Raw genomic sequence first — 14,801 nt, 5'->3', positions numbered from 1 at the left:
ACGTTGTGACGGGATACAATGGCACGCCATACGCCATCTGACGAGGATAGAGGAAGTCGGGGCGACCCGGCTGGGCGTGAAATTCTCCGACGAGTATAATCACCGTTCCGACGACAACACCCGCAGTTCCCGCAATTCACCACTCTTGCCTGTAACTCACTCACCCGAACAGACGATCGCATCGGACCGTACAGTACGCCTGCTGGACACGACGCTTCGCGACGGCGAGCAAGCGCCGGGCGTCTCGCTCTCGCCGGACGAGAAAGTCGAGATCGCCCGCTCGCTCGAGCGCGCGGGCGTCTCCGTCATCGAAGCCGGCAGCGCCTGTACCGGTGCGGGTGAGCGACAGGCCATCTCGCGGGTGACCGACCTCGATCTCGACGCCCGCGTCACCAGCTTCTGTCGCGGCATGAAAGGCGACATCGACCTCGCGCTCGAGTGTGACGTCGACGGGGTTCACATCGTCGTCCCAGCCAGCGACCGTCACGTCGAGGGCAAGGTCGGCACCTCCCGCGCGGACAACCTCGAAAACACCGCCGAACTGGTCGCCTACGCCAAAGATCACGACCTCTGGGTCGAGGTCATCGGCGAGGACGGCTCGCGGGCCGATCTCGACTACCTCGAGGAACTCGCCGAGACCTCTTTCGAGGCCGGCGCGGACCGGTTCTGTTTCGCCGACACCGTCGGCCACACCGGCCCCGAACACACCCACGAGGCCGTCTCCCGACTCGCCGACCTCGGTCCGGTGAGCGCCCACACTCACGACGACCTCGGGCTGGGCGTCACGAACGCGCTCGCGGCCGTCTCCGCGGGGGCCGATCTGGTCCACTGCACGGTCGACGGCCTCGGCGAACGCGCCGGCAACGTCGCCTTAGAGGAGGTCGCGATCGCGCTCGATCACGTCTACGACGTCGAGACGCTCGACCTCGAGGAGGTGTACGGCCTCGCCCAGATCGTCGCCCGGGCGACGGGCGTCCAGCTCCCGCCGAACAAGGCCGTCATCGGCGAGAACGCCTTCACCCACGAGAGCGGGATCCACACCGACGGCACGCTCAAGGACGACAAGATGTACGAGCCCTACGCCCCCGAGACGGTCGGGCGCGAACGCCGGCTCGCGCTGGGCAAACACACCGGTCGCGCCGGCGTCAGGGCCGCGCTCGAGGAACACGACGTCGCGGCCGACGACGACGAGGTCGCCGAGATCGCCACTCGTGTGACGGAACTGGGCGATCGTGGCCGCCGGGTCACCGACGCCGACCTGCTGGCGATCGCCGAGGACGTCACCGGGGACGATCGCGAGCGCGTCGTCGAACTCCTCGATCTCTCCGCGACCAGCGGCGGGGCGGTCCCGACCGCGAGCGTCCGCCTCGACGTCGACGGCGAGGAGCGCGTCGCCAGCGGCACCGGCTCCGGTCCCGTCGACGCCGCCGTCTCGGCCGTCCGCGAGGCGCTGGGCTCGATGGCCGACGCCGAACTCGAGTCCTACCACGTCGACGCCGTCACCGGCGGCACCGACGCCGTCGTCACCGTCGAGGTCACGATGGTCCGCAATGACCGCTCGGTGACGGTCGCCCGCAGCGAGGCCGACATCACTCGAGCGAGCGTGAAAGCGATGGTCGACGCGCTCGATCGGCTGCTCGCGACCGACCAGCAGCCGCTCGCACCGGCCGACGACTGACGACAGCCGCCGCTGATCAGCGCTCCGGTCGCTGACGCGGCCACGCCGTTTTCCCCGATTCGACCCGACAGTAACAGCAGCGTCGACGCCCGCCGTCTCCTACTCCTGTCGGAACGGATCGCTCACGACGTTCCACGGGTCGAACGCGTAGATGGCGGCCAGAAACAGGGCGACAGCGACGACGAACAGGCGAGCGACCGCGCTCGCAGACGTGGGGACGCCGATCTCGAGGGTCGTCGCCATCACGATCGCGACTCCGATCCAGAGGGTGCCGACGATCGTTCGTTTTCGACGGTCCATAGTCGCCCGTTCGGCTCGAGTCGCTTGAATGCGTGGGGTTTCGAACGGCCCCTGACTGCCGTCTCGATCGGGGTGAGGGGAGGTCAAGACGAGTCGATCGGCCCGAGGCCGACGGTCTCCTCCTCGAGGGCGTTCTGGCGCGTATCGAGCATTCCGACGTCCTCGTACGAAACCGGCCCCCTGACCTGATGAGCTTCGGGCCCGGGTTGGTGACCGAGGTAGTCGACGTTCGGGTTCGTTCCGATATCCGCGAGCAACTCGAACTCGTTTTGGGGCGCGTTGACGTAATCCTCGAACAATTCCTGGGCGACCTCCGCCGTGTCGGCGACCTGGACGTCCTGACTCGGCCCCTCGAACTGGTCCGGCATCAGCCCGAGTTCTCGGCGCACCTCGTCGCTTTCGAGGTCGAGGCCGGTTTCTTCGATCGCGCTGACGACCTCAAGGATGCCCGCTTCCTTGTCCGGGAGCGAATCGCCCGGCGGCGCTTCCTCCTCGTAGTCCTCTTGGGTAATTTGGACCCCCGTCGCGAGCGCGATTCGCCTCCTCGTGAATTCGTCGACGGCATCGATGACCGCGTCCAGGTCGCCGCTGACGCCCTCGAGCGACGACGAAACCGAATCCGCGGACGGAAGCGCCGCATCCAGGTTGATGATCGTTCGCGATCGAGCCGGGTTCTCCCTGTACCGTTCGGGATCGCTCGCGGGGTTGTTCTTGTCGCCGAACTGGATAACGTTCGGCGGGCAGGCGACCTCGCAGGCGCTCGTGCCGATGTTGCCCTCGCCGAAGTTGCCGTCCTGACGGGCGGGATCGAAGACGCACTTCGACATGACGCCGCGAGGGGCACGACTGCTGACGCGCCGGTCACGATAGTCGTAGACCATGTCCGCACCGAGTTCGTCCTCGTCGGTTTCCGGTTCCCCCCACTGGAAGTAGTTGACGCCGTACGGACAGGCGACCTGACAGTAGCGACAGCCGATGCAGACGTCGTAGTCGGTCAGCACCAGCCCGCCTCTGTCGCGGGTATGCCGGGCCGTCGTCGGGCAGACTTTCTCACAGGGCGCGTCGGTGCAGTGCTGACACGGGCGGACGAGGTAGTTGAAGTCGTGAACGACCGGGTTGTCCCCGCAGTCCTCGGGATCGACGTCGACGGTATCGGGGTCCGGGGACTCGACCGCGCCGTCCTCGAAGGCGAGGACGTACATCCAGTTCGCCCCCTGGTCCCAGTTGTGTTCCTGATTACACGCGGTCACGCAGGCGAGACAGCCGTCACAGTTCTCGAGGTCGATCGTCATTCCCCACTGGGTCCCCTCGTCCGCGTCCTGGACTTCTCCCGCCTCCTCGACGGCGGGCTCCGGTTCCTGCTGATCGACCGCGCCCCAGCCGAGACTCGCGAACCCCAGCCCGGCCCCGGTCTTTTTGAGCATTTCACGACGGGAGCCGTCGCCGTTGGCGAATTCCAACAGCGTCGACCCGATCCCATCCTCGTTGCCGTCCACATCGTCCGGACTGGCAATCGGCCGTTCGTCCTCGCCGAACTCCGCCATCACGTCGTCGTGATACCGTTCATGGAACTCCTCTTCCGAGAGTTCGCCCTTCGTGACCCGCATGGCGTCTCTCCCCATCTCCATCCCGAGTTCGGTGTCGTACTCGGTCTCGTCGAGCATCTCCTCGAGGTCGTCCTGCCACGACTCGCCGAGGGGGTGAAACGCCTCGTCGTCCGAGGTGTCGTCGTCGAAACTCATCGTCCCCACCGGTCCGGTGTCGCTCGCGGTCCGTTCATTGTGACTCGTGTTCCCACACCTATCACAAGTCTTCGCAAAGAGGCCCAGCCTGCAAATGACGGGATCGGCTGTCCCCCGAATCGGCACCTGCCGTGAACTGCCGCCGGAGGGGGTGGGTCGAGAATCGAAGTATCCGAGCAGCGCAACCCTGCGGTGTCAGTTCGGACGATCCCGTACGTTCGGGTTGCGGTCTCCGTAAACTGTCCTTTCCGACAGGGATCACGATGGCGGATGGCTGGCTCTACTTATCGTCTTGTGCTATACCGAAAACCGAGAAGGCGAGTCGAATCACGCCGAGACGTCCCGGATCGTTCGCTCCGCTCACGTCCCGGACTGCGCCTCGTCTAGTTCAAATCGTCCGTAATCGTTTTGCAGCACCGAACATCGATTCGCACCGCTACGCGGGGCTCATCGGTTTGTTGCTGTAAAAGCGCCGAGAGGGAGATTTGAACTCCCGAGTCCGTGAGGACAGCAGATTTCGAATCTGCCGCCTTGGCCGGGCTAGGCTATCTCGGCTCACTCCTCTCTACTCGAGAGACGTTTTTACCCGTTTCGATTTTTTCGCTCCGTGCGAACGGTTCGCCCGAGGGCGATAGCCCCTCGAGCCGAGCGGCGTTACCCCGTGTTCTTCATCCCGGCCGCGATCCCCTTGACCGTCAGTCGCAGCGTTCGCTCCTCGATGTCGGTCCGGTGGGTCCGGTCGAGCAGGTAGACCTGAAGCATGTTCAGCGGGTCGACGTAGGGGTTTCGTCGCTCGAGGTTTTCGCCGAGCCAGTCGCGGGTGTGTAACTGTTCGCGCTGGCCGATCTCGGTGATCAACTCGCTTGCCCGCTCGTACTCGTCGGTCACCCGGGGGAAAAAGCGCTCCCGGAGGTCGTCGTCGGCCATTTCGGCGTACCGTTCGGCGATCTCGAGTTCGGTGCGGGACAGCGAGAGCGCGGCGTTGTCCAGCGTCGTCCGGAAGAACGGCCACTCCTCGTACATCTCTTGGAGCGTCTCCATCGAGCCGCCGTCGTCTGCGTAGGCGTCGATCCCCGTCGCGAGCGCGTACCAGCCCGGGAGGATACACCGCGACTGGGTCCAGGAGAACACCCACGGGATCGCCCGCAGGTCCTCGACGGTCCGCTCGCCGCTGCGAGAGGCCGGACGCGAGCCGAGATCGAGATTCTCGATGACCGTGATCGGCGTCGCCTGCTCGAAGTAGCGGACGAACCCGTCGCTCTCTAAGAGGTCGCGGTACTCCCGGCGGGCGGCGTCGGCCATCGTTTCCATCGCTTCGACCCACTCCTCGCGGACCTCCTCTTCGGGCTGGTCCAGCGCCTGCTTGCGCGCCCGCAGCTGGGCGTTGAGCATCTGCTCGATGTTGCGCTCGGCGATGCGGGGATTGGCGTACTTCTCGGCGATGGCCTCTCCTTGTTCGGTGAACTTCACTTGTCCCGTGACCGTACTGTTGGGCAGGGCCAGCAGCGCCTCGTTCATCGGGCCGCCGCCCCGGGAGATCGAGCCGCCGCGGCCGTGGAACAGCCGCATCGTCACGTCGTGATCGTCACAGATCTCGCCCAGCCGGCGCTGGTTCTTGTACAGCGACCAGTTGGCCGCCAGAAAGCCGTTCTCCTTGTTCGAGTCCGAGTAGCCCAGCATGATCTCCTGGGTCCGCCCGCGGGCCTCCAGCGCCTGCGCGTAAGCCTCGTTCTCGAACAGCGTGCCCATGATTCGGCGGGCCCCGGAGAGCGCGTACTCCGTCTCGAGCAGTGGCACGATGTCGAGTCCCGAGTGTTCGGGCAGGGAGACGACGCCGGCCTGATCAGCGAGGAACAGCACCTCGAGGACGTGGCTCGGCTCCTCGGTCATCGAGATGCAGTAGGTGTCGATCGCGTTGCTCCCGTACTCGGTCTGCCACGCCGCGAGGCGATCGAACAGGTCGAGGACGCGGGCGGCGTCGTCCGAGAGGGTCTCCGTCCGCTCGAGGTCGATCACGGGCTCGTCCTGCAGGACGGCGTCGGTCAGGAACTCGACGCGTTCGTCCTCCGAGAGCCCGTGGTAGTCGATCCCCTCGGCCTCGAGGGCCTCGGCGATGGCGTCGGTGTGTTTCTGCTGGTGATCCCGCAGGTCCAGACTCGCCAGTGAGAAGCCAAAGGTCGCGACCCGCCGTCGGATCGGGTCGACGTGGGCGTCGACGACGCTTTCGGCCCCGTTGTCCCGGAGGCTCTCGGCGATGACCGCGAGGTCGTCGCGCAGGCCCTCGACCGTCTCGTAGCCGCCGGGGCGAACGTCGCCGACCCGGCGGAGTCGCTCGCGCATCAACTTGAGCTTCTGTCGGTACGGCTCGTCGGGGTAGCGCTCCTCGGCCGTCCGAGCGGTCCCCGGCAGCCGCTCGCGGTCTTCCTCGAGCGAGGCCTGGAACGCCGAGCCGGCGTCGATCCGGCTGCCGTCCTGGCTCAACACGCCGGAGAGACGCTTGAGCTGATCGCGGTACTGTTCCAGGACGACCGAGCGCTGGCGTTCCAGGGTGTTGGCCGTGACCTCGGGGGTCACATAGGGGTTGCCGTCGCGGTCGCTACCGGCCCACGACCGGAACTCGAAGAGCTTCGGGATTTCGAGACTCCCGGGTACTTCCTCGTCGATCGCGTCGGCGAGTTCGTCGTAGACCTCGCCGACGACGTCGAACAGCGTGTTCTCGAGGTACCACTGGACGTTGCGCGCCTCGTCTTCGGGTTCGGGCTGGCGATTGCGGACCTGTGGGGTCTGCCAGAGGCTCGTGACCTCCGCGTCGACGTCCCGCCAGACCTGCCCCTCTTCCTTGTCGGTCAGCAGCCGCTCGTCGACGGTCTCGAGCGACGTCGAAATCTCCCGCAGTTTGGACTTGACCGTCTTCCGGCGGGCCTCGGTCGGGTGGGCGGTAAACGTCGGCTCGATCAGGACGTCGTCGAGGACCTGCCGGACGGTCTCGACGTCGGCCTCGCCCAGTTCCGCGGCCGCGGTCTCGAGGCTGTCCTCGAGGGTCCCCTCCTGAGATGCGGTCCGAATGGTCCGAACCCGCTCGCGTTCCTCGGCGAGGTTGATTAACTCGAAGTAGGTGGTAAACGCCCGGGCGACGATCCGTTGCTGGTGGGGCGACAGTCCCTCGAGTTCCGCGATCAGCGGCTCCCGGGACTCGAGGTCGCCCGACCGGTACTCGATCGCGGTCCGGCGACAGGACTCGACGGTCTCGAACGCGCGTCGGGAAGTCTGGTCCTCGAGGACGTCGCCGAGCAACGCCCCGAGTTCGCGGACGTCCTGGCGGACGTTCCTGTTGTGAAGTCGCATATCAGGTCCGTACGTGGCCGACGGGAAAAACCCCTAGTGGCCTTTCCGGTCGTCGGTTGGAACCGAACCGCGCCCATCACCGCCATCGTTCGCAGGGGACCGTAGTGACGAACCCCGAGGCTTTACGGTCACCCACTGCCCCAACTCGAGTAAATGCCGACCCAGCGCCGGATGCAGTTCGTTCGGGGACACGTCGCGTGGATGGTCGCGACGATCCTCGTCCTCGCAGTGCTGGACGCCGTCTCCTACGAGTTGGTCTTCGTCTGCTCGCTGATCGGCTTTCTGATCGTGACGGAACTCACCGCACCGTTCAACGTCACGCCGACGTGGCGACGCCGGCTGCGGTGGCTCGTTCTGCTCGGACTCGTCGGCTTCGCAGCCGTCGTCGTCCGGCGGATCCTCGCGATCCTGCCGCCGGGGGTGATGCCGATATGAGCTGGCACGCTGGCGTCCTCGATGGTGACGGGGTCGACTGGCCCCGGTTGCTACTAGCGGGGCTCGTCCTGTCGCTGCTGCTTGCACTGGTGATCGCCGCCGCGACGTCGTCGGCGGCGTTCGGCCCGTACAACCCTTCCTGGGAGGGGTCGTCCGAGCTACGGGGCGACGCCGAGTCCGCACCGGGGGTCGAGACGCACTTGCTGCGTGACACTGCCGAGTACGAGGAGTTGCCGGCGACCGAGACGGTCGCGTTCGTGATCGCGCCCGAGGAACCCTACGAGGGCGAAGACGTCGCCCGGCTCCGGGAGTTCGTCGCGAACGGCGGGACGCTGGTGGTCCTCGAGAACTTCGGCGAGCCGGGGAACGCGTTGCTCGCCGATGTCGGCGCCCAGGCGCGGGTCGACGGCCAACTCCTGCGGGACCAGCGCCACCACTATCAGGGGCCGGCGATGCCGGTCGCCAACGAGGTCGGCAACCACTCGTTGACCGACGGGGTCGATCAGTTGACGCTGAACTACGGGACGGCCGTCGAGCCCGGAAACGCGACGGTGCTGGTGTCGACGAGCGGCTTCACCTATCTCGGCCCCGAGGGCGACGACCTCGACGAACAGGACGAACTCCGGTCGTACCCGGTGGCGACAGTCGAGAGCGTCGGCGACGGGCGGGTCGTCGTCGTCGGCGATCCCAGCGTTACGATCAACGCAATGTACGACGAACCGGACAACGCGGCGTTCGTTCGGGGGCTCTACGCGGACGCCGATCACGTCGTCTTCGATCGCTCCCACGGCGGTCCGGTCCCGCCGCTGCTCGGCGCGGTGTTGACGCTCCGCGACTCGCCGCCGTTACAGCTGTTCGTCGGGGGACTCGGGATCGGCGTCGTCGCGGCTCTCTCGCGAGGACGCCCGCGTACCTGGCTCGAGGGCGTCCGAGCGCGACTCCCGGCGCGGTTCCGGCCGGTCGAGAGTAGCGAAGAGCGTCCTTCATATCCCGGTCTCTCGGACGCCGAGCGGGCCGAATTCCTCCGCCGACGTCATCCGGACTGGGACGAAGAACGGATTCAACGCGTGATAACAGCCCTTAACCATCCCCGTTCGGAAGGGGGGACTGACGAATGAGCGGGACCACCGAACCGGCCGACGAACCGAGCGCCGATCCGGAAGCCATCTACGAGCGTCTGCAGGCGGAGATCGACCGCGTCCTCATCGGAAACGAGGAGGCCGTCGAGTACCTGACGATCGCGCTGCTGACCCGCGGGCACCTCCTCCTCGAGGGGGTGCCGGGGATCGCGAAGACGACGCTCGCGAACCTCTTCGCCCGGACGAGCGGCCTCGAGTACAACCGGATCCAGATGACTCCCGACACCCTCCCGGCCGATATCACGGGGACTCACATCTACCAGCAGGGAACGGGCTCCTTCGAACTCCAGCGCGGCCCCGTGTTCGCCAATCTGGTGGTCGCTGACGAAATCAACCGCGCGACGGCGAAGACCCAGAGCGCCCTTCTCGAGGCGATGCAGGAGCGGCGCGTGACCATCGAGGGGGAAACGCTCTCCCTACCGGACCCGTTCATGGTCGTCGCGACCCAGAACCCCCTCGAGTCCGAGGGCGTGTTCCAACTTCCGGAGGCCCAGCGCGACCGCTTTCAGTTCAAACTCCGGCTCGAGCTACCGGACCGGACCGACGAGCGGGAACTGCTCGACCGGTTCGACGACGAGCCGGATCTGGGACCCGATGACGTCGAGCAGGTGGTCGAGCCGGGGACGCTCGTCGACGCCAGAGAGACCGTTTCGGCGGTCCACGTGGCGGAGTCGGTCAAGGAGTACGTCCTCGATCTCGTCGCCGCCAGCCGCGACCACGCCGACGTCTCCCACGGTGGCTCCCCGCGTGCGACGCTTGCTTTTCTCAACGGCGCCAAGGCACGGGCCGCGATCAACGGCCGCGACTACGCCATCCCCGACGACGTGAAGTCGATGGCCGAGCCGGTGTTACGACACCGGCTCGTGTTGAGTACCGACGCCGATCTGAGCGACGTCGATCCCGGCGACGTCGTCGTGGACATCGTCGACTCGGTCGAGCCCCCCAGCGCTGAGGCGGAGTTCAGCTTCGACGCGCCCGCGGCCGGCGACGGCGGGGCGGAAGTCTCCGAGTAGAGCCGGCCGCGGTCACTCGCCGCCCGTAGAGGTCGATTCTTCGTCGTCCCATCGACAGGTAATCAGCCAGTCGGACCGGTCATCACCGGCCGCGACCTGGAGTCGGACCGGTTCCTCGAGGCCACCGGCGAACCCGACCGCGAGAAACGAAGCGATCGGGTGATCGAAGCGATCGACGTCGCCGAACGCGCTGTCGGTGACGGCGACGGTGGCCCGATCGGCGGCCGCGTCGACGTCCGGCTCGGCGCCCCCGGCGAGTTCGAACTGTTCGACGAGCCCGTCGGCGAGCTGGGCCGCGAGCGGTTCGGGCGCGGTCGCGAGATCGTCGGCCAGCGCGTCCTCGAACGCCTCGAACAGCGGCCGGCCGGTGGGCTCGAGGGCGAGGCCGCGCGACTCGGGGGCGGTCAGGATCGGCCCCTCGAGGTCGTCGGGGACGTCGCCGGTCGCGTGCTGGGGAACGTACAGGCGGGTGCCCGAGGGGTCGTCGGTCGGTACGTAGACGCGGTCGGCCCCGAGCCCGAGTTCGTCGGCGACCGCCGCCTCGTTGGCCGCCATCGCGGCGTAGATGCGCTCGCCGACCTCGGCGGCGACGAAACTCCCCGGCGTCAGATAGTAAGTGAGGACGCCACCGAACAGTCCGACCCCGGCGAGGGCAAAGAGGACGTCGCGAGCCGACGGAACGAGCAGCGCCAGCGGGACGGCACAGATCCCGATCAGCGCCAGCCCCGCCGCGGTCCGGCGGTACTGTGACTGCCGTGCGCGGGCGTATTCGTCACGCAGCCGCCGGTTCTCCCGTTCCAGCAGCTCCGCCCGGGCCGCAAGCTCGAGCCGATCCGCCGGCTCGTCGCCGTCGGCGGCCGTCTCGGTCGTCGCGTCGTCGGAAGCGGTGTCGGTCGAACTCATGTGTCAGTAGCGGAGTCGGTCGTTGATTCGCCCTCGTGGGCCGGAACGAGTCCGAGCCGGACGAGTTCGTAGCGGTGGAGCCCGTAGGCGACGACGCCGAGGACGGCGACGAGCGTCGCCGCGGCCGCGGGGGTCGAGTGGGCGTCCGCGACCAGCCACGCGATCCCGGCCAGCGCGCCCGCGCCGACGACCGCGACGCCGGCGATCGCCCGGGGACGATCGACCCGGAGGACGGGCGCGAGCAGGACGGCCAAGAACGCCGCCTCGACGATGGCGAACGGGACCGGCTCGATCCCGTCGGGAAGGACCGCCACGAGCGCGACGTGGCCGACCGCCAGCGCGTACGGTGGGCCGAGTCGGTAGCCGACGGCCGCGGTTCCGAGGCCCGCGAGCAGGCCGATCGGACCCGAGACGGCGCCGAACGCCAGCGCCAGCGCGAGCAGCGCGGCGACCGTCGGCCGGTCGCGTCCGGTCGCCGCCGGCACCGCGTCGATGCGGGCGCTCACGCGGGACCACCCCGTCGGCCCGCCTCGAGGACGGTCGCGAGCCGATCTGCCGGCCCTACCTCGAGCGCGGTCACGCCGTCGGTGCGGGCGAGTTCGCGTCGGAACTCCTCGAACGCGACGTAGCGGTCGTAGGCCCGTTCGATGTCGGCCAGCCCCCCGGGTTCGTAGAGGACCGACGGGGCGAGCAGGACCAGCACCTCGTTGCCGCCGCGCCGAGCGAGTCGGACGGTCTCTCGCAGCTCCGCGGGTCGCGAGTCGTCGGTACAGACGACCGCCCAGACCGATCCCCGGACGTCCGTCAGGCCGCGCTGGACCCCGGCGTACAGCGGGTCCTCGGCGACGCGCTGTCGGCAGCCCTGCCGGTCGGCGTAGAAGGGCCGAAGCGTCCGCGCGAAGGCATCGTCGTCTCCTTCGAGGTCGGACAGCGAACGCTGGACATCGGCGGGGCTCGTCCGCCGGGGGACCCCGGTGTGGCCGCGCCCGCTCGGCACGGCGTCCGTCGGGTCCGTCCCGGACGCGCCCGCCGGGTCGGCTCGACCGGACACCGCTGTCGGCGAGGGAGCGTCGCCGGCGGTCGTCGGCTCGAGGTCCAACAGCCGCCGCCTGACCGAGCCGTAGTCGGCGGGCGACGAACCGGGCATGGAGGCGTCGGTGATGCCGTCGTCGCCGACCGTGACCAGCCCGAGCGGGTCCCCGAGCCGGCGCGCGCCCCCCGCGACGGCGAGGGCGACCGCCCGGAGCGTCTCGAGTTTCGTCTCGCCCCGCCGACCCGTCGAGAGCGCCGCGCGGTGGTCGACGACCAGCAGCGTCTGCCGATCGGTCTCGGCCTCGTACTCCCGGACGTACGGCGTGTCGTGTCTCGCCGTCGCCTTCCAGTCGATCTCCGACGCAGTGTCGCCCGGGACGTACTCGCGCAGTTCGGTGGGCGCGATCCCCGACCCGCTCCGACCGGAATCGTGGACCCCGGACGACGCGCCCGCCGGGTCGCCGCCCTCCCCGACGTGGATCGAGCGGGGGGACGGCGGCTCGACCGTCACCGCGGGTCGGGGACCGACGGTGAGCGTCTCACGGAACAGCCCGTCGGTCGCCGTCACGGTCGGCGCGGCGAACCGGTGGCGGCCGGTAACGGGCCACTCGACCGCGGCCGTTCGGTCCGCGCGATCGCGGTCCGGTTCGAGCGTGACCGCGAGCCGGTCGGCCGCGACCGCGGCGACCGGGAGGCCGGCCTCGATCTCGAGGGACAGCGCGGTGTCGGCCCCGCGGGTCGCGACGAGGGTCACCGGCATGTCCTCACCCGTCCGAACGCCGGTACGGGCGGGAGCCTGCTCGATCGCCAGCGACGCGGCCGTCCGCTCGAGGTCCGCCGTGAACCGGTACTGGTGGGCCAGCAGCCACGCGCCGACCAGCGCCGCGCCGACCAGCGCGAGCGGGCGTGCGAACACCGCGGCGAGAACGGCGAGAACGACGGCCAGCGCGGCGACCGCCCACCCCCGGCGCGTGGGATACATATCTGGACAGAGTTCGGGGGACGGTGTTCAAAGTATTGGTACACGGCGGTGACCGCCGGCCGCGTTTCCGGTCGGTCGCGACAGTCAGGAGAGAATACCTTATCTATGTGCGTTCGCAACCCTCGAGTCGTGAATATCGCCGGGAATCGCGCGGTCGTCGTCGCCCTCCTGCTCGTCGCGATGGCGATCACCGGCGGGATCGTCCTGACGGGGGGCAACGGCGCGGGCGGCGCGAGTTCGAGCGACGGGGACCGCGCCGGGACACCGTCCCACCGCGATCCCGACGCCTACTCCGAGGAGGGGGACCTCTCGAGCGTCCAGCGCCAGCTGGCGGGGCAGTTGAGTTCCCAGCTGGGACAGGGCGCGATCTCGCTCAGCGAGGGCGAGCGCGAGGCCGCCAGCCAGTTCGTCGACGAGGAGTACCGCGAGCAACTGCGCCAGTACGTCGACGTCGCGGACGAGACCGGCGAGGGGGCCGACCTCGAGCGGGAGTTCGAGCGAGCGGGCGAGACGCAGGCCAACCTCTCGGCGGCAGTCACGGCGTACCGGGAGACCAAGCCCGAGTACGAGGCGGCCTACGAGGACGGCGACGAGGAGCGCGCTCGCGAACGCGCCCGCGAACTCGAGGCGCTGTATCGGGATATCGACGACCTCGGCGACGACGCCATTGCGCGCTACGAGACGATCGAGAACCGGACCGACACCGATATGTCGGCCTCGATTGAGGCCGTCGAGAACGTCTCCGCGGAGATTCGGGCCGAACAGGCGACCGTCCGCGACCAGCAGTTCGAGGAGACGTCGCTGCGGCTAACGCCCGAGCGCGAGACGATCTCGTTCCGGGAGCCGCTCGTCGCGACGGGCGAGTTGCGGACGACGGACGGCGATCCGATCGCGAACCGGTCGATCCGCCTCGACGTGGGGAACCACACCGAACGCGTCCGGACCGATTCGGCGGGCGCGTTCACGCTCGAGTACCGCCCGACGAACGAGTCGCTGTCGACCGACCGGCTCCCGGTCGAGTACGTGCCGGCGACGCAGTCGGTCTATCTCAACGCCGAGACGGCAGTCAACGTCTCGATCACCCAGAGCGAGCCGACCGTCTCGCTGAACCGGACCACCGACGAACTGTCGTTCGGCAACGAAACGGCCGTCAGCGGCGCAGTGACCGTCGACGGGGTCCCCGTTGACAACGTCACCCTCGTCGTCGACATCAGCGGGGATCGCATCGGCACGGTCAACGTCACTGACGGCGCGTTCGACGACCCGGTCGCGATACCGGCCTCGGTCCCCGCCGGCGAGCGCGAGCTTCGGGTCGAACTGCCCTACGAAGACGAGGAGCGGGCGCTGACCGCGGCGACCGACGCGGCGACCGTCACGGTCCGGGAGCGCGAGAGCAGCGTCGCGATCGCGGAGGTGTCGTCGTCGGAGCGACGGGTCACCGTCACCGGAACGCTCGCGACCCCGGACGGAACGCCGGTCCCGGACGAACCGGTCCGGATCCGGATCGACGACCTGACCGTCGGTACCGTCACGACCGACGAACACAGCGCCTTCCGGACGACCGTCTCGGTCCCGGACTCGGTCGACGCCGGCGAGACCGCCGTCGCCGCCGTCTACGAGGGGCGGGGCTCGAGCCTCAAGTCGTCCTCGGCCGAGGCCAGCGTCGCGGTCAGCAGCGCCGGGCCGAACGCGCCGACGACCGCGATCGCGGTCGGCATGATCGCGCTGCTGGCGGGCGGCGGGCTCGCGTGGTGGTACCGCGGGGACGACGACCGACCCGCCGCGAGCGGGCCCGCGGTCGAGCAGTGGAGCCTCGCTGGGGAGCCGACCGTCGGCGACGCGCCGGCGAAACCGACGCCCGACGAGGTCGAGTCCGTCCTCGAGCGCGCGAGCGACCAGCTCGCGAACGGGCGACCGGACGACGCGGTTCGGACGGGCTACGGCGCCGTCCGCCGGGCGCTGCTCGCGCGGCTTGGCAACCGGGACGCGCTGACCCACTGGGAGTTCTATCGGCAGTGTACGGACGCCAACGACGTCGACGCGGCGTCGCTGTACGAACTCACGCAGGGCTACGAGCGCGCCGCCTTCGGCCCGGACGGCCTCTCGAGGGAGGACGCGGCGGCCATCCTCGAGCGGGCGCGATCGTTGTGTGATCTCGACGAGCCGTCGAACGGCGGCGCCCCGGCCGACGACTAATGCCGATCGAGAGCCGATCGAGAACGACGGGAGCGT

General features: G+C 68.7%; 11 protein-coding genes and 1 tRNA gene. 5 read left to right on the top strand and 7 right to left on the bottom strand.

The features are described from left to right. Positions 1 to 76: 76 nt before the first annotated feature. Positions 77 to 1,678 (top strand): (R)-citramalate synthase, encoded by a 1,602-nt coding sequence (locus NP511_RS00550; protein ID WP_371827952.1) that lies wholly within the window; start codon positions 77 to 79, stop codon positions 1,676 to 1,678. Positions 1,679 to 1,777: 99 nt separating this feature from the next. Here NP511_RS00550 and NP511_RS00545 read toward each other — a convergent pair whose 3' ends face one another. From NP511_RS00545 to ppc, 4 genes are all read right to left on the bottom strand, one after another. Beyond that, positions 1,778 to 1,978, bottom strand: coding sequence for a hypothetical protein (locus NP511_RS00545; protein ID WP_049966722.1), 201 nt, complete (start codon positions 1,976 to 1,978; stop codon positions 1,778 to 1,780). A gap of 83 nt (positions 1,979 to 2,061) precedes the next feature. Then, the gene (locus tag NP511_RS00540) at positions 2,062 to 3,720 is read right to left on the bottom strand and encodes a 4Fe-4S ferredoxin N-terminal domain-containing protein (protein WP_049966721.1); all 1,659 of its coding nucleotides are present in this window, start codon (positions 3,718 to 3,720) and stop codon (positions 2,062 to 2,064) included. Between the two features lie 470 nt (positions 3,721 to 4,190). Beyond that, a tRNA-Ser gene (locus NP511_RS00535) sits at positions 4,191 to 4,275 on the bottom strand. A 99-nt stretch (positions 4,276 to 4,374) separates the two neighbouring features. Then, on the bottom strand, positions 4,375 to 7,065 hold the full coding sequence (ppc, locus tag NP511_RS00530) for a phosphoenolpyruvate carboxylase (RefSeq protein WP_049966720.1): 2,691 nt from the start codon (positions 7,063 to 7,065) through the stop codon (positions 4,375 to 4,377). A 153-nt stretch (positions 7,066 to 7,218) separates the two neighbouring features. On the opposite strand from ppc, the gene NP511_RS00525 reads away from it, so the two are divergent. Genes NP511_RS00525 through NP511_RS00515 form a run of 3 tightly spaced genes read left to right on the top strand, consistent with a single transcriptional unit; the run spans position 7,219 to position 9,652 of the window. Further along, entirely contained in the window at positions 7,219 to 7,500 is a 282-nt protein-coding gene (locus NP511_RS00525) for a DUF8044 family membrane protein (protein WP_049966719.1), read from the top strand. Next, a complete protein-coding gene (locus NP511_RS00520) occupies positions 7,497 to 8,618 on the top strand; it encodes a DUF4350 domain-containing protein (RefSeq protein WP_049966718.1) in 1,122 nt (373 codons plus the stop codon). Before NP511_RS00525 ends, NP511_RS00520 begins: the two co-directional genes overlap by 4 nt. Next, positions 8,615 to 9,652 carry an AAA family ATPase gene (locus NP511_RS00515; protein WP_049966717.1) on the top strand — a complete coding sequence of 346 codons (1,038 nt, stop codon included), beginning with the start codon at positions 8,615 to 8,617 and terminating at the stop codon, positions 9,650 to 9,652. The genes NP511_RS00520 and NP511_RS00515 overlap by 4 nt, the downstream gene beginning before the upstream one ends. Positions 9,653 to 9,664: 12 nt before the next feature. Here the strand turns inward: NP511_RS00515 and NP511_RS00510 are convergent, their stop codons facing one another. Genes NP511_RS00510 through NP511_RS00500 form a run of 3 tightly spaced genes read right to left on the bottom strand, consistent with a single transcriptional unit; the run spans position 9,665 to position 12,569 of the window. Next, positions 9,665 to 10,555 (bottom strand): DUF7982 domain-containing protein, encoded by an 891-nt coding sequence (locus NP511_RS00510; RefSeq protein WP_049966716.1) that lies wholly within the window; start codon positions 10,553 to 10,555, stop codon positions 9,665 to 9,667. Next, positions 10,552 to 11,061 (bottom strand): DUF8163 family membrane protein, encoded by a 510-nt coding sequence (locus NP511_RS00505; RefSeq protein ID WP_049966715.1) that lies wholly within the window; start codon positions 11,059 to 11,061, stop codon positions 10,552 to 10,554. The genes NP511_RS00510 and NP511_RS00505 overlap by 4 nt, the downstream gene beginning before the upstream one ends. Beyond that, the gene (locus NP511_RS00500; protein ID WP_049966714.1) at positions 11,058 to 12,569 is read right to left on the bottom strand and encodes a DUF58 domain-containing protein; all 1,512 of its coding nucleotides are present in this window, start codon (positions 12,567 to 12,569) and stop codon (positions 11,058 to 11,060) included. Before NP511_RS00500 ends, NP511_RS00505 begins: the two co-directional genes overlap by 4 nt. 105 nt (positions 12,570 to 12,674) lie before the next feature. On the opposite strand from NP511_RS00500, the gene NP511_RS00495 reads away from it, so the two are divergent. Continuing rightward, on the top strand, positions 12,675 to 14,765 hold the full coding sequence (locus tag NP511_RS00495; RefSeq protein WP_308986948.1) for a DUF4129 domain-containing protein: 2,091 nt from the start codon (positions 12,675 to 12,677) through the stop codon (positions 14,763 to 14,765). The last annotated feature ends 36 nt before the right edge of the window (positions 14,766 to 14,801 follow it).

Source organism: Natrinema thermotolerans, from assembly GCF_031165565.1.
Classification (GTDB): domain Archaea; phylum Halobacteriota; class Halobacteria; order Halobacteriales; family Natrialbaceae; genus Natrinema; species Natrinema thermotolerans.
The sequence above is the reverse complement of the archived record's forward strand: the minus strand, read 5'-3'. Positions and strand labels throughout refer to the sequence as shown.

Bases quoted from the DNA above. Each gene is read 5' to 3' on its own strand.
- NP511_RS00510 (WP_049966716.1), bottom strand. From the start codon at position 10,555: ATGAGTTCGACCGACACCGCTTCCGACGACGCGACGACCGAGACGGCC.
- NP511_RS00540 (WP_049966721.1), bottom strand. From the start codon at position 3,720: ATGAGTTTCGACGACGACACCTCGGACGACGAGGCGTTTCACCCCCTC.
- NP511_RS00520 (WP_049966718.1), top strand. From the start codon at position 7,497: ATGAGCTGGCACGCTGGCGTCCTCGATGGTGACGGGGTCGACTGGCCC.
- NP511_RS00495 (WP_308986948.1), top strand. From the start codon at position 12,675: ATGTGCGTTCGCAACCCTCGAGTCGTGAATATCGCCGGGAATCGCGCG.
- NP511_RS00525 (WP_049966719.1), top strand. From the start codon at position 7,219: ATGCCGACCCAGCGCCGGATGCAGTTCGTTCGGGGACACGTCGCGTGG.
- NP511_RS00545 (WP_049966722.1), bottom strand. From the start codon at position 1,978: ATGGACCGTCGAAAACGAACGATCGTCGGCACCCTCTGGATCGGAGTC.
- ppc (WP_049966720.1), bottom strand. From the start codon at position 7,065: ATGCGACTTCACAACAGGAACGTCCGCCAGGACGTCCGCGAACTCGGG.
- NP511_RS00515 (WP_049966717.1), top strand. From the start codon at position 8,615: ATGAGCGGGACCACCGAACCGGCCGACGAACCGAGCGCCGATCCGGAA.
- NP511_RS00500 (WP_049966714.1), bottom strand. From the start codon at position 12,569: ATGTATCCCACGCGCCGGGGGTGGGCGGTCGCCGCGCTGGCCGTCGTT.